The sequence below is a fragment of the Deltaproteobacteria bacterium genome (assembly GCA_016874775.1).
Taxonomy (GTDB): domain Bacteria; phylum Desulfobacterota; class Binatia; order Bin18; family Bin18; genus VGTJ01.
The window spans coordinates 24,797-46,455 of sequence record VGTJ01000018.1 but is presented as its reverse complement, the minus strand read 5'-3'; the positions used below and the strand labels follow the sequence as shown (position 1 = coordinate 46,455).

General features: G+C 53.9%; 19 protein-coding genes and 1 tRNA gene. 2 read left to right on the top strand and 18 right to left on the bottom strand.

Features of this window, described 5'->3' with window-relative positions:
• Positions 1-196: 196 nt before the first annotated feature.
• From FJ147_05095 to FJ147_05065, 7 genes are all read right to left on the bottom strand, one after another.
• Positions 197-703 (bottom strand): periplasmic heavy metal sensor, encoded by a 507-nt coding sequence (locus FJ147_05095; protein MBM4255255.1) that lies wholly within the window; start codon positions 701-703, stop codon positions 197-199.
• A 12-nt stretch (positions 704-715) separates the two neighbouring features.
• Positions 716-1,270 (bottom strand): hypothetical protein, encoded by a 555-nt coding sequence (locus FJ147_05090; protein ID MBM4255254.1) that lies wholly within the window; start codon positions 1,268-1,270, stop codon positions 716-718.
• Positions 1,267-1,788, bottom strand: coding sequence for an RNA polymerase sigma factor (locus tag FJ147_05085; GenBank protein MBM4255253.1), 522 nt, complete (start codon positions 1,786-1,788; stop codon positions 1,267-1,269). The genes FJ147_05090 and FJ147_05085 overlap by 4 nt, the downstream gene beginning before the upstream one ends.
• 249 nt (positions 1,789-2,037) lie before the next feature.
• Positions 2,038-2,868, bottom strand: a complete 831-nt coding sequence (locus FJ147_05080) for an SDR family oxidoreductase (protein ID MBM4255252.1) — start codon at positions 2,866-2,868, stop codon at positions 2,038-2,040.
• Between the two features lie 143 nt (positions 2,869-3,011).
• Positions 3,012-4,079 carry an LLM class flavin-dependent oxidoreductase gene (locus FJ147_05075; GenBank protein ID MBM4255251.1) on the bottom strand — a complete coding sequence of 356 codons (1,068 nt, stop codon included), beginning with the start codon at positions 4,077-4,079 and terminating at the stop codon, positions 3,012-3,014.
• Positions 4,080-4,142: 63 nt separating this feature from the next.
• On the bottom strand, positions 4,143-5,306 hold the full coding sequence (locus FJ147_05070) for an AgmX/PglI C-terminal domain-containing protein (protein MBM4255250.1): 1,164 nt from the start codon (positions 5,304-5,306) through the stop codon (positions 4,143-4,145).
• A 33-nt stretch (positions 5,307-5,339) separates the two neighbouring features.
• Complete coding sequence (locus FJ147_05065; GenBank protein ID MBM4255249.1) at positions 5,340-6,488, bottom strand: hypothetical protein; 1,149 nt, start codon at positions 6,486-6,488, stop codon at positions 5,340-5,342.
• 610 nt (positions 6,489-7,098) lie between these two features.
• Here FJ147_05065 and FJ147_05060 point away from each other — a divergent pair.
• Positions 7,099-8,784 carry an AAA family ATPase gene (locus FJ147_05060; protein ID MBM4255248.1) on the top strand — a complete coding sequence of 562 codons (1,686 nt, stop codon included), beginning with the start codon at positions 7,099-7,101 and terminating at the stop codon, positions 8,782-8,784.
• A gap of 29 nt (positions 8,785-8,813) precedes the next feature.
• Here FJ147_05060 and FJ147_05055 read toward each other — a convergent pair whose 3' ends face one another.
• A complete protein-coding gene (locus FJ147_05055) occupies positions 8,814-9,734 on the bottom strand; it encodes an AAA family ATPase (protein MBM4255247.1) in 921 nt (306 codons plus the stop codon).
• A gap of 454 nt (positions 9,735-10,188) precedes the next feature.
• Between FJ147_05055 and FJ147_05050 the strand changes: the two genes are divergently transcribed.
• Positions 10,189-12,120 carry a hypothetical protein gene (locus FJ147_05050; protein MBM4255246.1) on the top strand — a complete coding sequence of 644 codons (1,932 nt, stop codon included), beginning with the start codon at positions 10,189-10,191 and terminating at the stop codon, positions 12,118-12,120.
• A gap of 12 nt (positions 12,121-12,132) precedes the next feature.
• Here FJ147_05050 and FJ147_05045 read toward each other — a convergent pair whose 3' ends face one another.
• The 10 genes from FJ147_05045 to fabZ form a co-directional block, all read right to left on the bottom strand.
• The gene (locus FJ147_05045) at positions 12,133-12,489 is read right to left on the bottom strand and encodes a type II toxin-antitoxin system VapC family toxin (protein ID MBM4255245.1); all 357 of its coding nucleotides are present in this window, start codon (positions 12,487-12,489) and stop codon (positions 12,133-12,135) included.
• Entirely contained in the window at positions 12,486-12,677 is a 192-nt protein-coding gene (locus FJ147_05040) for a DUF2281 domain-containing protein (GenBank protein ID MBM4255244.1), read from the bottom strand. The genes FJ147_05045 and FJ147_05040 overlap by 4 nt, the downstream gene beginning before the upstream one ends.
• A gap of 118 nt (positions 12,678-12,795) precedes the next feature.
• Positions 12,796-14,223, bottom strand: a complete 1,428-nt coding sequence (locus tag FJ147_05035; GenBank protein MBM4255243.1) for a trypsin-like serine protease — start codon at positions 14,221-14,223, stop codon at positions 12,796-12,798.
• 3 nt (positions 14,224-14,226) lie between these two features.
• The gene (locus FJ147_05030; protein ID MBM4255242.1) at positions 14,227-15,858 is read right to left on the bottom strand and encodes a toll/interleukin-1 receptor domain-containing protein; all 1,632 of its coding nucleotides are present in this window, start codon (positions 15,856-15,858) and stop codon (positions 14,227-14,229) included.
• A gap of 229 nt (positions 15,859-16,087) precedes the next feature.
• Positions 16,088-16,708, bottom strand: a complete 621-nt coding sequence (locus FJ147_05025) for a hypothetical protein (protein ID MBM4255241.1) — start codon at positions 16,706-16,708, stop codon at positions 16,088-16,090.
• 314 nt (positions 16,709-17,022) lie between these two features.
• Positions 17,023-17,095, bottom strand: a tRNA-Ala gene (locus FJ147_05020).
• A 71-nt stretch (positions 17,096-17,166) separates the two neighbouring features.
• Positions 17,167-19,494, bottom strand: coding sequence for a YncE family protein (locus FJ147_05015; protein MBM4255240.1), 2,328 nt, complete (start codon positions 19,492-19,494; stop codon positions 17,167-17,169).
• A gap of 33 nt (positions 19,495-19,527) precedes the next feature.
• Positions 19,528-20,352 carry an LpxI family protein gene (locus FJ147_05010; GenBank protein ID MBM4255239.1) on the bottom strand — a complete coding sequence of 275 codons (825 nt, stop codon included), beginning with the start codon at positions 20,350-20,352 and terminating at the stop codon, positions 19,528-19,530.
• A gap of 18 nt (positions 20,353-20,370) precedes the next feature.
• Positions 20,371-21,201: an acyl-ACP--UDP-N-acetylglucosamine O-acyltransferase gene (lpxA, locus tag FJ147_05005; protein ID MBM4255238.1), complete on the bottom strand. Its 831-nt coding sequence runs from the start codon at positions 21,199-21,201 to the stop codon at positions 20,371-20,373.
• Entirely contained in the window at positions 21,198-21,656 is a 459-nt protein-coding gene (fabZ, locus tag FJ147_05000; GenBank protein MBM4255237.1) for a 3-hydroxyacyl-ACP dehydratase FabZ, read from the bottom strand. Before fabZ ends, lpxA begins: the two co-directional genes overlap by 4 nt.
• Positions 21,657-21,659 lie beyond the last annotated feature (3 nt).

The following is a 21,659-nucleotide window of genomic DNA, read 5'->3' as shown; positions in this document are numbered from 1 at the left end:
AGGCCTACAGGTCTCCGACGATGAGTTTCAAGCGCTCAATATCAAACCCGGTAAGTTTCATGGCGATTGGAACTATACGCTTCTTCCTCGCTCTTAATCGGTAACTTAATTCTTGCCCATGCCTTAAGTAAACAAGCTGTGCGTACATCGTCTGTTACCTCCGTAATCTTCGGCGCTCTGCTTTCTCACCACCTGTTTATGGAGCTGTTCCTCCACTGTGTTGTTGCGACGACCCAGTCAATGCTCCCTGGAGTTTTTGCAGTTGCTCTCGCAGTCGTGCGGCTTTCACTCGTTGTTCCGGAGTCAGCACCTGTCGTACCTCAAGGACAACGGTCAGCCCTTCCTGGAGTAACTGTTGTCGCGCCAGAGTGACACGTTCAGCATGAGGAGCAATATCCGCGGCATTCACTTCTTCTTCAGCAAAGAGGGTTTTCGTTAACTCTGCATTCGCCGCCTGGAGTTCACGAAAGAGCGTCTCCAGATTGCCTCGATGGGCGATGAAAATGCTCTTCACTTGTTGTTTTTGTTCGGGAGTAAGGCCGATCCCTTTCAACAGCAGCAGCATCAACGTCCCCGGTCCATCTCCACGAGTGCTCCCAGTGATAAATGATTCCAGCCCGCCGAGGTCTTGCCCGATCGCCGGAGAGACCCACAGGCTGCTCATGACCACTGCAATCATCACGGCACGTAGATATCTTCTCACGAAACCCCCTCCTCAATGTTCTTCTTCGTCAAACAGCAACGCAAAGGGGTCGTTCTCACACCCGCGCGTTTGCTCCCCGCTACACCGTTCTTGCGGCCAGCCACCGTCGAGTGCCGCTCGTACGTACGCCAGGTTCGTGGCACGTTCCGGAAAATCTGTCACACCCAGTTCCATAGTCGAAAAAACCGCTGGCCCCACTGCTTGGCTGAAGAAACGGGCCAGGTCCTCATCCCGCACTTCATTCGCCCTCACTGTAGAGAGAGGGGGGCGCGACGACTCCAGACGCCATCCCGCTGTCCATTGCATGTAGCCCCATACCAGCCCGGCAGTAGCCGCACTGGTAACGACCAATGGAAACCAGCGTCGCACAACTGGTTGTGGTACTGGCCGTGGCGCTGGCTGTGGCGGCGGATCTCGTAACACTTGTCCAAGGAGCTTGAGGTCCTTGACGAGGTGTTCGTAGCGCATTGTACAAATCTGACACTTCGCCACATGTGCGCGCGCCTCTGGTGAGGCGTCACCGTCATAGACTGACAGAAGGACTTCTTCTGATACACACGGATTCACGAGCGACCTCCAAGCGCCTGGCGCATATGCTGAACAGCACGGAAGAGATGGCGCTTCACACTGCCAGGCGTCATCTCTAAGAACTCCGCGACTTCCTCGCCCGTCCAGCCCTCGACATAACGCAGAACAAAGACTTCCTGTTGGCGAGAGGACAAGCGGCGGAGAAAGTGCCAAATACGTTCCCGTTGTTCACGACTGACGGTCACTTCTTCAGGCGATGGTGCAATGCTGGGGAGCTGTAACGTTTGCCATTCCATCTCGTTCCCTCGTTTGCTACGCCACCACCAACTGCGCCGCCGGTCCCGGCAGGTATTCACGGCAACGCGCGTCAGCCAAGCCTCCCACACCATGACCCCAGTCAGACCTTTACTCACCCGTAAGAGTTTGAGGAAAACCTCCTGGGCAGCTTCCTCTGCTTCCTGCGTGTCATGTAAAAGCAGACGACACAGCCGCATAATGCGCCCGTAATGGGCGCGATACAGGTCTTCAAACCTCTCATGCGAAATATCGTCTGTCACGCGAACCGGGTCTCCCACCGTTTCTTGCCCTCTGTGTAATAACGAAGGAGTGTCACGTTTGGTTGACACCCGGTGGAGAAAAAAATTAAGGAAGCGATCAGCTATCGGTGAGCATCTATCAGCCTGGCCAGAAAACACCGCTGCTTGTGGTCATCGGCTGTTCGACGGCAGAACATTGCGCAAAAGAGAGCTTTATTTTGACTCAATGCTGATAGCTGACGGCTGCATGCTGTTTTTACCGAGAACCCATCACGCGATGACGTAGCCCCCATTTGGGCTCGTCACTTGACCGACAACAAAATTCGCCTCTTCCGATGCCAGATAGACCGCTAAGTTGGCCACATCTTGCGGCGAGCCAAAGCGGCCAGCCGGTGTTGCCATACTGATCATACGACGAACGGCATCGTCGATCGCCTCAGTCATGGGGGTATCGATATACCCCGGCGCGATCGCATTGACATTCACTCCGCTGATGATTGCTTCGCGTGCCACGGCACGAGTAAATCCCATAATACCCGCTTTGGCAGCGCTGTAGTGTGGCGCACCGGCACAGCCGGTCATGCCACAAATCGAGGCGATACTCACGATCTTCCCGGTCCGTTGCTTCTCCATCAGCTTAAGCGCTTCGCGGGTGCAGTAAAACGTGCCAGTCAGATGCACCCCGAGCATGCGATCCCAATCTTCATCGCTCAGATTCTGCGTGGCCGCGAGAGCAGTGGTAATTCTCCCCGTGCTGGCGAGTTCGCTCTGCTGCTTTTCCAGCACTTTGTTGAAACGCGCACGCAACTTGGCATTCTCTAACCCAATGCCTGCATTGTTGACGAGAATATCGAGGCGGCCGTACTTTTTCCCAACTTTCTCGAACATCGCAGCAACGTGGCGGCTGTTAGACACATCCGCCTTGGCCGCCAGGCCCTGTTTTGCCTGGCCGCATTCATCAAGCACTTTCTGTGCGAGATCAACGACGAGGTCGTTACAGACAATCGTCGCCCCTTCACGGGCGAAACTGAGACAAATCGCCCGACCAATGCCGGAGGCACCGCCAGTGACGAGTGCTATTTTTCCATCCAACCGCCCCATACCACACCTCCTCAAAATGTAAAAATGTAAAAAGCGATCTGTAGCAAAGCGGGGACTGAGAGTTAAAAGCGAGAAGTAGAGTCGCTCTCCTCACAAGCCCCTAGCCCCCAGCCTCTAGTCCCAAGTTTTACGTCTTATGCCTGTTAATACTTTGCAATCACCTCGCGACTAAATTCCTCGATCATCTCACGACCAGATTCTCCTACGACTTGAATCGCCACTTGCTTCAGTCCCACAGCTTCAAGCGCTTTGAGCCGAGCAATGATCTCTTCCCCGGTGCCGGTTAAGCTAAACCCGCGAACGAGGTCCTCAGTCACATACTTTTCTTCCCCAGGCTTCAGGTAAATCAGGTGGCCTTCGTGGATCTCCAAATACCGGCGGTCCGTCGGGGTTTTGAGTTTGGCCGCGTACTCGGTGTCATACTTCCCATACAGATCTTTCAACAGTGGTGGGAGATCCGAGGCAACCGCTGAGCGCTCCCACAAGGCATGCAGCGCAACAATCGCAAACGGCCCAACCCGGTCAATCACACGTTGCGAGGTCAGCGACTCTCCTGGCCGCAGGACGCATCCGGTGCACAACGCAACGTTGGGGAAATTGGTCAGCGTTCGACCAGCTTTTGTCGCTCCTTTTTCGACTACGGCAAGATTCTTCTTGAAGCTCTGCGGATCAGACAAGGTGGTAATCCAGCCATCGGTTATCTCGCCGACGAGTTCGAGTGCTTTTGGTCCGTTCGCGGCAAAATAAATAGGAGTCGGATCTTTAACGTTGATATACCCATGATCCTGATGGAGAAAACGAATCCAACGCTCTCGGGCTCCCTCGCGGTAGAGTAACTCATCCCCGCGTAACAACGTCCGGCACTGTTGAATGTAGGAGCGGACAGTATCGAGTGGCACCGGCGGCAGCCCCATCGTATTGCGTCCGGTAAAACCGGTACCGATGCCAAGAATGACACGGCCCGGCGCAAGCTGATTGATCGTCGCAATAGAATGCGCGGTCACTGGTGGAATGCGATTGCTTGGAATGGCCACACCAGTAGCAAGTGTGATCCGCTTGGTCCGTTCCGCAGCAAGTGCCATACACACATAGACATCGCTGTAGATCATTTGCGAATCATAGAACCAACAATGAGTGAATCCGTGATCTTCGGCAACGAGCAGATCTTTCCAGGCGTCCGGCTTCGCAGGGTACGCAATCGCAAATTCCATAGGTCGTTTCCTCCTTCGTTCTCCGCGTACGTCCAGTCTCCACGCGCGTGTGGCAGTGAGGACTTACGACGATGGTACTCCTTCTTCGCTGCGAGGAAAGAGCGCATCGCGCCGGATGTAGCCCACTTTCCCTTTCGGCGAGAGCACCGCAAGCCACCCTTGTTGTGAGCCTACGATATCGACGCGGAGACCGGGCGACACTTTACCCACCTCAGCACCGCCATCATTTGGTCGTACGCGCACAGGCACTGGCCCTCCTCCTACCATTCGGTATCGCCCCGGCAGCAACTCTCTCGTCAACCCAATCAGTGAAAAAGGATCAAGTTCTGTCGGCGTAAAGAGTAAGGGATAGAAAACGGTCGTTGCGCCTGCCGCTGGCTCAAAGCGCCACTCTTGCACCAGACTTCGCACGATTTGCGCGAACTCTTGATTTTCCATTGCGGTAGCATGGATTTCGACTTGCGACACATGCCCTTCTGGCGTGATGGCGAGTTCCAACACGAGGGTACCAAGGAGCTGTTGCGTCGGGGTAAGTCTTTCACTGTACACGTTACGAATGCTCGGCAAAAACTCTTCCACACGTTCGCGCAGAACTGTCGTCGTACGCGTCGCCTCTTTCATCCCCGGTCCAAAAACGCGAATGCTCCCAAGCCCATCCGCAGTCACGACTCGCCCTTTGGGGAACGTACGAGCAGGAGCCGGAACTTCTAAAGACGGCGATGGTGGAACAGGAGGAGGAACCGACTCAGGAGGAGAGGGGGAGGTTGGTGACGAGAGCGGAGGAGGAACAACGGCAGGAGGGTCAGTGGAGGAGCCACGAAACAACAGTTTTCCGCCAAGAAAACCGAACAACAGAAACATAACCGTGCCAAGCCGTAATCCCATCCGTCGCGTCATGCCAAGAAACGACCCTTTCTCAAGAGATGGAAAGGGGGAGGATGGCCCTGCCGACTCAAGTGTGGTGAGGGGAATAGGTGCTGGCCGCGCCGCAGACGTGACAGCAGCAGCGCGTTCTGGACGGAGGCGAGTGCCACAGAGACTACATACCGCTGCACCACGCACCAGTTCCTTACCACACGTCGGGCAACGAATCAGCTGATCGTCGGGCTTTTTTTCTTCATCAACTGGCGCACCACAAGAAAAGCACTCTTTCATCCCCGCCACTATCGGCTTTCCACATCGTACACAGGTACGGAGGGGAATCCTCATAATTGGTTCTTCAGCCATAGGTACCTCGTCGTTTCTCCCTCACACCCCCACCTACTGCCCCCACTCTTCGCTCCGTGGCACCTCTTTCTTCGGAACGGGTTTCTCAGCAACCGGCAACTCCGCGACTGGCTTCGGTGGGCTGGGATTCTCCACTGTCGGTTTCTCTCCCAGTGATCGTTTACTCACCTCTTGTTTTTTCACTGCTGGTTCTCTGACCAGCTTCTCTCGTACACTCGGTTTGTCGACAACTGGCTTTTCCACAACCGGTGGCTCGACCGCAGACTTGTCGCCGATCGGCTTTTCCACAACCGGTTTTTCTACAGCCAGCTTCTTGCGCGGGGTCGGCTTCTCTCCAGGAGGAGGCAAGGGTGCGGGACGAGCGACCGCTCGTCCACGATGCGCCAGACCAGTCTCAGCAATCCAGTCTACCGCTTTGATCGTACAGACCCGAAGCGCTTTTTGCATCGGTGTCGAGAGCGTCCCAGAAGGGGTCGAGAATTTTTCATCGAACAAACCACCGCGGGGCTGACTCAGCTCCTGGGGAGTTCCTTCAAGAACGGTAGTCTCAATGATCTTTCCAGTGGCAGCCTCAATGAGTCGCAGCTCGATGGAAATTCGATCCTGCTTCGCCACCGGCAAACTGGCAAAGGCCTTTGCCAAAGGCGTAGTTTTTCCTCCTTGCTTCACTCCCTTTCCACCCAACAGCGGGTCCGCGTCCAGACCTGCGCGCAGACTTGTCTGGCTCGGCTGATAGGCAGTGACAGACCCAGCAATCAGAAACTCCGCGCCCTCAAACGGACCGAGCTTTTGCAGGAGTTTGCGCTTGATTTCACCTGCAGGAGTGAAGTCCTGCGCGGTCAAGACTCGCTTCGCGCCACGCGGATCAAGAACGGCAAATTGTTCGGTCTGTTGGAGTCCCATCACTAGATGTTTCTTCAGATTGCTACCGAACGCCGCATCAACCAGGCCTCGTTTGCCACTTGTCTCCACTGCAAGCTTGTTGTCAAACTCGAAGATCACGACCTTTGCCCGTTCACCAACCCACGTCCGCTGCGGCGGTCGCGGCGCCTCGGTTGGTGCAACTTCGACAACTTTCGGTCGCGGTCGTGACACACACCCAGCGACCCATATTCCTTGCACAAGAAACAGCGCGAGGAGAACAGAGCACGGTTGTAGACGTTTCATAGCGCCTTTCTTCATAGCGTTTCTCTGCTGAGAAAGCCACCTCTTGTGATATAGTCGAGCGCTGCAGTACAGCAATCTCGCCCGCTACTACTCAGGGAAAGACAGTAACACCAAGCCCGTGACTAGCCTCATACAACGTCATGGGCCAAGGGTTAGCCCGTGGCAATCTACCTTTCGATAGAGGACCATGTCATCAGTTAAAACTCTAACTCTAGCTTTGGGTTTTTTTTCCTTTACCATGTTGCTGAAAAGCAAAAATATTACCCTTGACTTTTTTTTGCCAACAACGCTTTGATAGCGGGGGATCAGGACACCTTGAGAAAGGAGGATCTTCTCATGGTCGAATGGCTGCTGACATACTCCTTCCTAGGCGGAGAATCGTTCTCCTTCTACGCCTCCCAATTCCAATATGCCGTGCATAGAGTTCTCGATAATCAGGCGATCTTGTGGATATTGGTGATCTTGTTCATCGTGATGCTGCGGTGGCTGACCCGGCCAAGACGAAACGTCATATAGGGAACCTGCATGCGATGTGGATTCATCGCATGCTCGTCCTTCGACTTCCCCTGCGACTCCGCTTCGCTACGCTCAGGGTACGTTGAGCTTTTCGCAAAACCCTTCGAGTATGATAGAAGAGTCCTATTTCCATAAGAAGGTTGGGCTTTACTCCTGCCTTGGAAGGCACTATTTCTTCCTCCTTTGGGAGTATCAACCCGGACTACACCAGATGTACACAACGTATTTTGGTTTTCAAGAAGAACCGTTTAGTCTGACCCCCACTTCACGTCTGTTTTACTCGAACCCTGTGTATGACGCAGCGTACACGCAACTCATGCAAGGGATTCGTGAGCGCAAAGGCTTTTTAGTCCTCACCGGGGAAGTAGGAACCGGAAAAACGACCCTCGTCCGGCGGCTCATCGACCACCTGAAGGACGACGCCTCGGTACGGATCTCATTTTCCTATTACAGTACGCTGAGCTTTGAAGAACTCATTGGCTTTGCCTGCCGCGACCTCGGAGTCACACGCAAGGCTGTCGGGGAATTACAAGATTTCAGTGAGTTTCTGAAAGCGCGCTCAAGCTCCGGCGGAACCACCGCACTGGTGATCGATGAAGCGCAAGATATCGAAGAAGAGGTGCTTGAACACCTCTTTCGACTGTCCGACTCCCCTCATGTCAGCGCCCAACTGCTCCAGGTTATTCTGGTCGGACAACACCCGGAACTCGAGAAGAAACTTGCTCACTCTCGGTTTGATTCCCTTCGCCAAAAAGTACATTTTCGTTGTCAACTCGAACATCTCAAACCAGAAGAGGTCCAGGCTTTTATCTACCACCGCTTACGATTAGTGGGATATGAAGGCGAGGATCTGTTTAGCCCTGAGGTCATTGACCTCATCACCACATATTCTGGGGGCATTCCGCGGGTCGTGAACCTCATTTGTGACAATGCCCTACGCTTGATCAGTGACGCGTCACGGCGCATCGTTACGCCTGACGATATACAGGAAGTCATCACCACACTCCGTCTGCGCGGTCGTCAACACGGCGGTCACACTGATGAAGTCGCAGATCCAGTGGAGGGCACGCCATCGGAGATTCCTGTCTCCGTTGCACCTCTGCCTGAGCCTCCTGCCCCAGCAAGCAAGTGGCAATCGCTCGCGTGGGGAGGTGCAGGATTTCTCTTTGTCCTTCTTGGCTTCCTGCTCTTTACCATGCTCCAGGTGCCGCAACCGCCCCGCCCCACAGAGGTCGCACGTACGGTGAACGACCCGATTGGCGAGCGCCTCTCGCCTCCTGCTGCGATGCCTGTGACTGAGGTGTCACCAGCCCCCGTCCATCCAGCAACGGCATCACCCGCTGTGAATGACCCGCGAGTGCAACGAGGGCACACCATTGTCGATAGGCTCAAAGCCCGCTATCACAGCCTTCATCCCATAGCCTGGGGGTTAGCCACTGCGACCCCAGCCGTGGCGCTGATTATTCCAGAAGACGAATGGCGGCGCCTCTCCAAAGACGATCAGATCAACCTGACGATGTATTTAGAAAGCATTATCCCGACGGTACGCACGAACCCGGACCCCTATGTAGAAGAGTTTCGCACCAGCACGGTCTATGAACCGTTCCGGCATAAACTGACTACGCTCTGTTCAGATTGTTGGATTCTTGGGACTGGTCACGTATCGGGCGAAGGGAAAAAGGCGGTGTTTGATAAGATCATTGTCCAGGGGAACTCTCTCTGGGAGAACGCACCCAGTGAAGGGCGGGGCATGAATGCATTATCGTTCCGCACCGTAGCCAAAACCGACCAATAGTCGTGGGCAGCGGAACAGGCCAGTGACGGCTACACCATCAACACTGCCCCCAGTGCAAGCAAAACCTCAATGGTGAGCCGTCTCCACTTTCGCGGTGGTATGGGCGTAGCGCCATGTTCCTCTTGACGCGATACCACGGGAATAGCGTCATCGATCGAAGATGGTCCTGACTCAGGAATGTCCCGAAGACGCAACGCCGTCACCGCTTCCTCAACCATCTGAGCAGATACGGTTTCGCAGCGAGCATCACGTGCGAAGAGCAAAGCCTGATGACAAATGTGATCAATGAGGCGAGGAATTCCTTGCGACGCACGCGCAATATGCGACACCGCGTCAGCGTCAAAAAGATCTCGTCGTCCCCCACCCACTGCGTGTACGCGGTGAACAAGGTAGGCAGCAACCTCATCTTCCGTAAGCCCAGTCAATCGACATCGCAGCGCAACACGTTGAAAAATAGGGCGTAAGTCAGGCTCCGTGAGTCGTTGTTCAAGTGCGGGTTGACCAACAAGAACAATCTGTAAGAGCAGCTGGGTGCCAGTTTTGTCGACTGCGGCGAGCATCCGTAGCCCGCCAAGCACCTCATCGTTCAAGCGCTGCGCCTCGTCGATAAACAGCACGGCAGTACGACCGTTCCGCATGAGTGCGTGTAGGTGCGCACTGAGCATTCGCAGCTTTTCCACTCCGTCACTCTCGGTGCTGGACAATTCAAGGGCAGTACAGAGAAAGGACAATACGTCATCAATGGTTGCGTACAGAACGTTCGAGCCGTCAAGATAGACGCACGAACCTACGGCCTCCGCATCCTGCATGAGGCGCTGGACCAAGGTCGTTTTCCCAGTGCCGCGCTCCCCCGTGAGCAGGAAAAATCCCTTATGATCGTGAATACCGGAAAGCAACGTAGCATACGCCCGCTGATACACGGAATTGCTGAAGAATGTCGGAGATGCCATGGCAGTATCCGCGAATGGCTCTCCGCACAAAGCGAAATGTTCAGTGTATGAGGACAAGCGACCCCCTTCCCCTCAGCCCGCAACAGCAGTCGTACTGATGAACGCTCCCCCACAGGCCCCTTACATACGTCAGAAGTTCTGGCCGCGAGCACTTGCTTCGCGCGGTCCCGAGGCACGAAGCGAACGCTCAGTAACTGACGATAAGGGACACATCGGGACTCACCACGCGCTCACTGTGTCGCATTTTCAGCAAGTTTGCAATCGGTTCTTTTCTTTGTTTCCTCCGGGCTTTCCCTAGCAGAAGACTCTCAGCTAAGATGAAGGTTGTGGTTTGCGGTGTCTGGTTCCTTTTTACCCATGAAAGACTGCGATCGTGGCCGTACGGAGAGAGGTCCCATTTGAGAGAAAAAAATGAACCTCCAGAGATCTAGCTTCTATGCTCACGAAGTAGAAAATGGAACTAGAGAAGAGAACGATCATGTACACACACTATTTTGGTTTTCGCGAAGAACCTTTTAGCATCACTCCCGACCCACGCTTCTTCTATGCAAACCCCGGGCACGAAGAGGCATACGCCAGCGTCATCTACGGCATTCGTCAACGTAAAGGCTATATGTCGCTGATTGGCGAAGCGGGCACCGACAAAACGACATTGCTCCGCCGCATTGTCGCGGACCTTGAGAAAACGATTCGCGTCGCCTTTTACTACTACAACACCACGCTGACCTTCGACGAATTTCTCGATTTTATCTGCACGAGTTTTGGTCTACAGACGAAAGAGGGGCGAAAGCTAGAAAAGATCCAGGCGCTCGATAAATTTTTGCGTGAGCGGTTTGCCGAAGGCGGGACTGGCGTCCTCATTATCGATGAAGCACACCACTTAGCGGATGAAGTATTAGAGAACCTCCGCCTCTTATCGAACATTGAACTCGACAATCACAAACTGCTACAAATCGTCCTCGTCGGACAACCAGAACTGGAACAGAAACTCGATCGCCCCGAACTCCGACAACTGAAGCAGCGCATTGCCATTTCCTGCCGCTTGGGATGCCTCAAACCGCAGGCCATAGAACCCTTCATTCATCATCGTATGCAGACTGCTGGCTGCACGCGGTACGACGTATTTACCCCGCAGGCGATCCAACTCATCGCCGCACGTTCGGATGGTATTCCTCGTGTCATCAATACGATTTGTGACAACTCTCTCTCCGTCGCCTACCAGGCCTCGCAGCTCACCGTCTCCGAACAGATGGTCGAAAAGGTGACAGACAATCTCCGCTTAAAAGGCGCACTGCCGTCGCAAAAGGCCGCTCTCGATCAAGATGGCACCAAGAAGGCGCCCGTACTGCGCCTCGACGACGAACCGTGGGGCCGCCGCGCAACCCCGAATGCGTCAAATGGGGTACCAGAAATCTGGGTCGGGGAACGTCCCTGGGGCTGGACTCGCCAGTTGCATTGGGTTGGTATTGGCACAGTCGCGGCGTTGTCATTACTCTACCTCGGGAACAATGTGTTCTTCCCTGCACGCGCAGGCGACCCCCAAGCAAAAGCGGTGGGCGTCGTTGACACACGTTCGACACCTCCACCACAACCAGCCAGAACGATCGACCGACCAACACTCGCACCCCCGACATCGACGGAAACCGTCAATGTTGCGCAAACGACCAATGGGCCAGCATCAAGCTCGGCCCAGCCTCCGGTATCTTTACCAACGACGACCACGCATGAGCCGGTACAGCAAAAAGTGGTCAAGGCAGAACCAACTGTCCTGGCGTCTTTGACACAGGAACCCACCACCCTAACCACGGTTCCTAGCGAATCTGCGCCACCGCAGGCAGAACCTGCACCCGTCACTACTACTCCAGCTCCGGTGCCACCGACACCACAATCAGTAGCAACAGCGGTGAGCCCCACGCCGACGAGCGCCCAGCCCCCGACGCCAGCAGTGCTCCCAGACGCTTCCAGAATAGACAGCAACGGTCAGGCGGTGACAGTCACTCGTGGTGATGCGGTTTCAGAATTGGTCTTACGTGTCTATGGCAACTACAGTGCACTCGCGCTCGATCTGATTAAAGAGTTCAACCCGGACATTACCAATCTGGATCGTATTCTCATCGGTCAGCGCTTGGTACTGCCCTCACTCTCTCGCGACACGCTTATGCGTCAGCAGACCGATGGCACCTATAAGCTGATTCTTGGGACTTTTCCCACAGCCATCGCGGCAGAGAAAATGGCCCAATCTGTCCGCAGTTCGGGGTACAACGTCAGCCTGTCGAGGCGCCAGGTAACAGGGGCGCGGATTTTCTATCGCGTCGAGCTCGACAAACTGCCTGACGTTGCCACTATCGATCAGGCGTGGAAACTGGTGGCAGGAAATCAATCGTAGAGACCGAACGCATCAAGCTGAGGCAACACTCACGATCGACACCTGCTCGTACAGCACTTGCGCGATCAGTAAACGGTCGAATGGATCATTGTGGTGTGGGTAAAGTCCCGCTTGGACGTCGGCATACTCTACTGTCACAGGCAAAATGCTGACTCCCAGATCACGGATCGCCTGCGTCATCCACTGACGGTATGGAAACGAAAGGTCAAGCTTTTTCGTCCCGACCTTAATTGCCATTTCCCAGACGGTAGCTGCGCTTACTAACAAGAAGTTTGAGAGATCCTCCAAGACGATTTTGGCTTGTGACCCTAACAACGACGGATTGTCTACGGCCCAGAGGGAGGTGTGAGTATCGAGCAGTAACCTCACTCCATGTACTCCTTGAAATCCTCCAGTGGAGCATCAAAATCCGGTGCCATGTACAACACGGTCCCTTTGAGCGTTCCCAACTGCCGCTTCGGTTTGGAATCTGCAGTTGCGACCAACCTCGCCACCGGCCGATCATTCTCAGTAATGATAACTTCCTCATGCGGCTGCAGTCGATGAATCAAATCCACAAGCGAAGCTTTTGCTTCCTCTGATGAAAATCGGCGATTCCTTCATTGCCAGAAAATTCGACCAGGGCTTCGCCCTGGACCCACAGAAAATCAGAAAAAAGAATTCAGAACAGTCCAGCTACTGGGCGCAACGAAAACCGACAACGTCGTCGCGGCTGCCTGGCTCGTACCCGAGGCGGGCGGACGCGCGGGCGTGCTGCGGGCGAGAGTACCACGAACCCCCACGAACGACGCGGGCATTCTTCTTTTCGTCATACCAATCCGCCGCCCATTCCCACACATTGCCCACCATATCTAAAGCTCCATAGGGGGACTTCCCACCAAGAAAAGAGCCCACAGGTGCTGTTCCATAAAAACCATCATCATACCCTTCAGCAATTTTCCATGTTGGTTGATTCTTTTTCGCCGTCTCATCAGTAATATTCGCTGCCTTCCCTACCGCTTCGTACCCTATGTTTCCCCACGGATACTTGCGACCATCCGTCCCTCGCGCAGCCTTCTCCCATTCTGCTTCAGTTGGTAACCGCTTCTCCACTGACTCACAAAAGGCTTTCGCTTGATTCCACTCTACACAGTTGACTGGATGACTCTCACGGCCCGCCTTTCCCCAATTGCATGCCCAGGCAAATTCCGGCTGCTCTTTATTGTCCCAATACGGCATCGTTAACCCTTGACTCGAACATTTATTCGCATCCACACACTGGGCAAACTGCGCTACCGTCACTTCTGTCTGATCAATCAGGAATTCTGATAAGTTCAGTCGGCTTGTCGCCTCGTCACTATCACATTCTGTATCGACATCCTTATTACAGCCCATAAAAAACTCTCCGGCGGGTATACGAACCATACCGGCAGTGTTTCCTTGCTCCTCGTCCAGTTGCGTCGGGTCGATTTGCCAGTTCTTCAGCGTCGTCAAAATTACACCAATTTTCACTGCCTCTGCACGACTCGGAGGAACAATCGCTTTCACAATGCCAATGAGTCTTCCTTGTTCGTCAAACACTGGCCCGCCGGAATTTCCTTCATCAATGCTCTGGTTAGTAAACTCAAACAAGCGCGAATCAGTTGCATTGATATTCTGGAGGGTGTTCGCCAATGCCGCCAGTTGCCAATCCGCTCCTGCGGGATGACCAATAGCGGAGATGCGATCGCCAAGGTTCAGCCTCTCAACGTCTCCGCGCAAAAAACGCGGAAGCGCTTGCGGAATTTTCTTTTCAGCCGTTGGCTGCACGGTCAGGACCGCGAGGTCAAGTTTTGTATCAAACTGATAAACGTTCGCCGCAAATGGTACGTTCGCTTTCCCGGGAAATCGCACGGTTACAGCTTGCGCATCTTTGACGACGTGCCAAGCGGTAACGATCGTTGCAACTCCATCGGTATTGGCAAGAATAACCCCTGCACCAGTTTCTTTTGCAACGATCTTGACGACACCTTTTGTTAAGGACGAGTAATCAACATCAGCAAACGCGAAGAAACCAGGCAAGAAAACCTGGCAGATACAAACAAACGTAAAGATACTCCATCCGTGCCCACCACCTCTTCGCATTGCCTACGCTCCTGTTGGTATTATCTTCCAGCGTTCAAGAATCGCTACAACCGTCGTCACAAGGAATAGCATCACCGAAAGATACAGCACCAATGTCTCCTGATGATGCAGCCATGCCAGCACAGACGGGAGACGGCTTTGCATCGCCCCTTTCGTTCCCGTTCGCAGCTCTCCAACGCTACCAGCTACAGCGACCCGAAGGCCAGTGTCGAGAGATACAGGACGTAGGGTAACACTGCTCAGCTTCTTGAAAATAACGAAGTCTCTCGGTCGTACACCAATTTCCCTTCCTACTTCTTCAATCGCTATTTTTCCCTCGCCAATGATAGTCGATGCTTCTGTTCCATTTTCTTCGTCGAGTTGTTTCAGATCGAACGCATCGGCGATAGGAATAGGACTATCTGTTTCTTTCCACAAGATGCTTTCCGCCAAATCGAGTCCAAGTGTTACACCACCGGGAGCACTCTGGAAATGAACGATACGCCTGGAGTCGCTCCCCAAACGCCAGCGCGCGCCTGCGTATTCACGCCCATTCTTGTCCGTGATGGGACACTCGACACAAGAAAACTGGAGAGTTGGCGGAGTGACGACCTTACCGGTAACTGCATTGCGAGAAACATGGACATTGAGGGAATGTGGTTCTGCTTCCAGCCACGAAAACATCACTGTTGAGTGTGGTTGCAGGTCCAGACCGTTCAGACTCACCTCGCGTAAGGTCACCTGAGAGGATTCGCGATTAACCAGTCCAATAGTCACAGACTCTAAATGTCCGAGTGATCGCCACGGTCCAGCATCAGCGGTTTGCGCCTGCTGGACCTCTTGCACCTCAAGAGTGCCATCACCAAGCAGCACGCTATCCACCCCCGACAGAGTAAATGCCTTCGTATTGATACTCCTAAACAGATCTGACGGTATTGGCTCACCGATCACGAACGAGAGCTGACTCACCTTCAGGTCACCAGTGACGTAAACGCTTTTGGGCAGCAGGGCAAGAACAAGGAAAAGGACAGCAACAGCAGCAGCAAGAGCAGAGAGCCAACGAGCTTTTGTGAGTCGGTGCTGCGCAAGCGCACTTGACGCGCGCATTGATGAGGTTTGCTGGGAAGTGCGGGTTTCGCTTGAAGTACCACGATGAACTGCGGCTGTCTGAGGCTTGGCTTGTTGCTCGGTTAATTGTTTTTGGAGCAACGCGATCCGTGCATCCTCACAAGTACCAGTAGACTGCGCTCCTAACATGGCCAGACCGCGTACAAGCTCAGGAACAAGCGTATCAATGCCTTTGGCTGGAATATGAAAGGATGTTGCTGTCCCAATCGCCTGTCGCCATGCTGGTGCGCGTTGCTGGAACTGGTCATGGGTCACGTCGCACAAGATTGGCACGATGGGTTTTCCATTTTCGTGGGCTCGATCGACTTCTCGACTGATTTGGTGAGATGCGAGCGCGGCAGAGGAAATAAGCAGGATCACAGCTTGCGACTTCTCAATCGCCTCCCCAGTTTGCACAAGGTACGATGGGCCAGGTACGCTATCAATCTCGTAACACCAAGTCGAATACCCCGCAGCTTCAAGACCAAGCGCAATTTGCAGAGCTACTGCAGCATCTTCCTGCACGTGACTCAGAAAAATGTCGCTCATCTGAGTTGTCGTTCCCCGGTGTTCATGCGCGCTCGCACTCGTATGTTCGTACTCTTGAGAATAGCTCAGATTACGGCATGGGCTTGTGGTAGAAGGAGTATTCTTCTAACGGATTCTCGGCAGGCATGTCCGAGAATCCTTCAACCTTGACGCGCATCCATCCTTCACAAAGTCCACGAGCATCCAAATCAACGACAAACGGCAGCGAACCGCGTTTCTCTCCATCAGATCACGTCTCCGTCCGTACGAGCTTCCCAGTATCACATGTAGCAGTCTCACAGGTAGAGAGGGTATGCGTCACGCGGTGAAGAGTTCTGGCTGGTCGGAAATACAGCTTATAAGCCGTGACAGCTTTTGGGGAAGTATCAGTATAAATAATCGTTGGGGCAATTCGCGTTCCTGTCTTTTCCCCGATTCGGACGGTAACACCAAGCGTAGACAAAGGAATCCTTTTGGGACGCAAAAAATCTTTGGTTGGCCAAGTGAATTCATTCCATTGTTGAGACTCCCACTCCGTCTGCACCGCTTCCATCCAGTAAAGTCGCTGCGTTTTTCGTAATTGTCGGGCAGACAGAAAGGCTGACGAAGCATCACGTGGCAGGAAGAATTTCACTCGCAATGTAATATCGGGAGGTTCTCCTTCAGGAAGGAAAGCTGGAGAGGCAATGAAGGATAAAAGAACAAGACGAGGAGTCGCTACCGGAAACCCTTTTGTTCCCTCGTAACGGTTGTCAAATGTGTTCTTGCGTTTCCACTCTTCATCCTCTTGCGCAAAGACCACAACCACCAAGGCAAGAAAACCAACACATCCCCACGCGACTATTCTCTGCAGTTGTATGCTTCTGGTCATTCCCCATGTACCCCAATACCTCCCTACACTTATCACTCTCAGTCAGGGGTTTGCAAGGAAAAGTAAGCAGAAGAGAAACGGCCGTGACTTTATCCCAGCCTACATCTACAGCAATTTGCAATGGTCCTTAGCTCAGCTCCCAACATTCGACCCTCACCCTAGCCCTCTCCCTGGCAGGGAGAGGGGAGTACGAACGCAGACAGTCCTTATTCTCCGAGTAAATACAACTCCAAACTGCTCTAGTAGCAGCAAAAACGGCAGCAACCCTTAGGACTGCTACCGTTACAAGTTGCCGACATTCGTGGAATATAAAGTGGAGCTGATCGGGATCGAACCGACGACCTCTTGAATGCCATTCAAGCGCTCTCCCAGCTGAGCTACAGCCCCACACAGAGGAACGAAACAAGGGATAAGGAAAGTGGTGGGATGGTGCCACTTTCCGCTGAGACAGTCAACTCCTATTGCTTGAGGGGCGTCAGCGCTACAGCAAACGGACCATCCCCAACTTCGACCGATCCGATACGACTGTTTGTGAGCGTACTAATGACATCAACCAGTCGTTCGTTGCCGTTGCGCCCGAATACCGCAACAAACACCCGTTTCCCTTTTGCCGACACCACCACCCCGTCCGGTTCGGTAAAGGTGGGAATCGCGTTGATTTGCTTCTTGGTTTCGGTGTCAAAGGCGACCACAGAGAAATCGAGCACACTCGAAATATAGGCGCGCCTTCCATCGGGATCGAATGCCACCCGTATTGGTGAAAAACCTACCTTAATCGGCTCGCCAATCACTGTGTTCTGCGCGGTATCAACAATAGATATCGAGTCACCATCAAAATTGATCACGTACGCTTGCTTTCCATCGGGACTGACCGCAACGCCGCTGGGGCCTTCGCCAATCTTGTCGCTAATCGTCGTCACGACAGCGTTCGTCCCGGTATTAATGACCGAAACCGTATTGTCGGCATAATTGGATACATAGGCAAAATTGCCATCCGGTGTCAGCGCTACCTCTTGGGGCTCTTTTCCGACGTTCACGTTAGTCACAATTTGTCTTGTCGCCGCATCAAACACCGATACGGTATTGGCTTTGCCATTGACGATATACAATTTGGCATTGTCGGGAGTCACCACCACCGACTGCGGCCCTTTCCCCACTGGGACGGTCGCACTGACGGTGTTGTCAGCAACGTTAATGATCGAGAGCGTGTCACTTCCAGTATTGGTCACATAGGCCGTTGCGCCGTCTGGGCTGATGGCGATACTCCGCGGTGAACTGCCGACTTTGATGGTCTTCACAATGTCGTAGGTCGCCGTGTTGACCACGGAGACTGTGTTATCCAGGAGGTTTGTCACATATAGTTTCTGCCCGCCGGTGCACTCACGCGTATCAAAGGAGCACACTGGTGTACATTTGAGGTTACCACCAGTGAACCCCAGTGAGGTGCAACTCGCGCCATTCAATGATGGTCCCTCAGTACTTTCCGGCGCTCCGGGATCACATTCTTCCGTCGTAGGAGCAACGTTCCCGTCACCGCAGTTCGACAGCGTGACAAAACATTGGCAGGCTTCGTTCCAGGTAAAGTCAGCAGTCACTGTTCGTGTCGCCGCTGTCCCACTCCGGTCTCTCCCTTCTACCTTTAATTTCTCGACCCGAAGCGTCCGATTCGCCTGGACGAATACCTCAGCAACCGATGGGAGATCAATCCGATCGATAAACGAAAGGTCACCGAGCCGGACGACTGTCACCGGTAATGAGAACGTCTTCTTATCGTTGGTCGTTTGAATAACCACTTCCAAGGTCTTTGGTGGAGCAGCGAGATCATTTAAATTCACCTCAGTGGCAAACCCGCTGTTGCCCGCCTGAGGAAAATCTGTGTTCGCTGCTGCCACATCCGGACGCGGGGTACAGCACGGGATCGTTTGCTGTAGTTTCCCGTCCAGCTGGAGTTCAACCTTGGTCACGACAGAGCCACTCGTTGTCGAAAACGCCCACCCCGAAATCAGCGTCTTACCGGAGAGCGCGGAAAGCCCGAATACGGGATTTTCTAAATTGGCACGAACCGTATCTCCCTCTGCGGCGCGGGATTCTCGCTCTGGTGCAGTGAACGCTTGCAGCGGTCGGTTATCCGTATCATTGTCTGGTCTGGTTGGGTCCCTGGTATTCTCAGAGTCAATAATGCCCAGCGCTTGTCGATCAGGTTGCCATCCCAGGGTCAGCCTCACCTGGCGTGTCCGCGGGTCAGGAGTCGGTTCGACTGGTTTTTCAGTGACATCAACAAACGGCAGACGAATTTCCCGCCCTTCTTTATTGGGGTCTGAGGTCACTAAGTTGAGGTCGCTCAGCAACACGAACCCGCCCACGCGAATCACTGTCACTTCGTGATCGATAATCACGGGAGCCGAACCACGATCGTCAGTGATCTGTACCCCGATTTTATGAGAACCCGAAGTGAGTTCACTAAAAGTGACTACACGGGCAAATCCACTATTGACAGCTTGCGGAACGGAAGGATTCGCTGCCGCGACATCGCCGCGCTGGCCTGGCCAGGCAATGTCTCCCCCTGGCTCAACGATTTTCTCATCGACGCGAAGTTTGACTGTAATCTTTGCTTGCGGGTCGGTGGAAAACGCCCAGCCAGTCACCGCACCAATCCCGGTCACTTTCTGCTTAGTCGCGGGACTCTCTAACACTGCCCGAATCTCAGCAATAGCCAGGTGCGGTATTATCCACAGCAGAGCCACCAGGCCCCAGAAAAAACGACCATAGTAAACGAACAGCTTCATAAAGGTCCTGCTCGTGCTGTCTTCAGCACATGTTTAGTGCGCGCTCGTGTTCCCCTCGTGAACCGCGACAACCCGGATTGCTGCCGTGTTTGCCGCTTGCAGCAGCCGTGGTTTATCAAGCATGAGGGTTTTTCCGCTTTCCACAGCCAGCACCGCAGCATTCACTTCCTGCATCACGGCAATGGTTTCTGGTCCCACCGCCGGGACATCAAAGCGTAAGTCTTGTTGAGGTTTGCTGACTTTCACAATCACCGTCCCTGCCCCACCTAGGGTTCCACCACGACGGATCGTGGCATTGGTCCCTTCGACACCTTCCACCGCAAGTACAGTTCCACGCTTGACGACGACACTTTGGCCAATGTCCCAGCGACCAATTTCTTTGGCAACGGCGAAGCCGAAGCGAATATCTTCCCACTGCTGAGCATCTGGCTCCGCTGTCGTTAGCGTTCCAACGCATGGAACCAATGAGGACAAAAACCGGGTTGATTCCACAACCTCGATGCCTTCACTTTCTAGCTCTTGGGCAACACCACGGAGAATGACATCATCCTTGAGGCTCGACAGTCGACCAATAAACGCCATCCCTCGCCCATCGGGTTGGAAGTGAGCAAAGGCACCAGCTTTGCTAATCCCGCCAGCCATCACCACCTGCGTGACCCCAGCGTGATGAAATGTATCGAGCATCTTGCCGAGTTCTCCTACTTTTATCCAGGTCACGGTCGGCACCAGCGTAACAATCTCGTCTGGAGTTTCTCCTTCATGTGCCACAGCGACAATCTCGACACCCTCTGCTTGTGCGGCTTCAGTAAAGATGACGGGAAACCGTCCATTCCCAGCTATCAACCCTAGACGTGCCATAACTTCTCGCTGGTGGATCTACAACGCTTCTTCTCCACCTTCAGGATCAGCATTGCCACGCGGGCGACACACCCCGCGCTGCGATTCCGCAACAAACGCAGTGAGATGAGCAACAGCGACAGAAGCGCTGAATTCTTCCCGTAAGCGTAGAACAGCGTCTTTCAGTGGGAGCGCTTCGGCAAACAGCGTCCGATATGCTTTCTTCAGCGCAGAAATTTCCTCAGGCGCAAACCCGCGTCGCTTTAAGCCGATAAGATTGAGGCCGTTGAGGTGTGCACGATCTCCCGTGGCCACACAATAAGGAGGGACGTCTTGTGATACCATCGCACCACCCGCGAGCAGTGCCGACTCACCGATACGCGTAAATTGATGAATCGCCACCAGTCCGCCCACGGTGACATAGTCCTCAATTGCCACATGCCCCGCAAGCGTCGCCCCATTGGCAAGCACGGTGGAATTCCCAATTTGGCAGTCATGCGCCACATGGGAGTAGTTCATCAGCAGATTATGATTGCCGATGCGCGTCACCATCCCGCCACCTTCGGTCCCGAGGTGCAACGTGGCAAATTCACGAATGGCGTTATGATTGCCAATGATCAACTGGCTCTCTTCGCCGCGATATTTCTTGTCCTGCGGAATCGCGCCGATACTGGCAAACTGAAAAATCTGATTCTCGCGTCCAATGGTCGTCCGCCCTTCAATGACGACATGTGGGCCAACACGAGTTCCCGCACCTATCGTCACATACGGGCCAATGACCGTGTAGGGGCCAATCTCTACGCCGCTGCCAATCTGGGCTTCGGGTGCAACAACCGCAGAAGGATGGATAAACGAGGCCGTGTACGTCACGACCGCGCCTCCTGAGGGCGGTCGACCTCAAACACGACGGTAAACTCCAACTCAGCAGCGGTTTTTCCATCCACCTGCGCCGTCCCGCGCATTTTCCAAAAAGACCCTCGTCGGCGGACGGTTTCGACCTCTAGTCGCAACTGATCACCAGGAGTGACCTGCTGACGAAAACGGACACGGTCGAGTGACGTGAGCATGGCCAGGACACGATCGTGGTCGTCAACTTCTCCCGACGTCAAACGTGCGAGGATCCCTCCAGCCTGTACCACTGCCTCGCAGAGTAAGACTCCGGGCATAATGGGATAACCGGGAAAATGGCCAGTAAAGAATGGCTCGTTGATGGTGACATTTTTGATCGCGACAATCCGCTTCCCAGCCTCGATCTCCACTACGCGGTCGACCAAGAGAAACGGGTAGCGGTGGGGAAGCAGCGTTGCGACCTGGATACTATCCATACG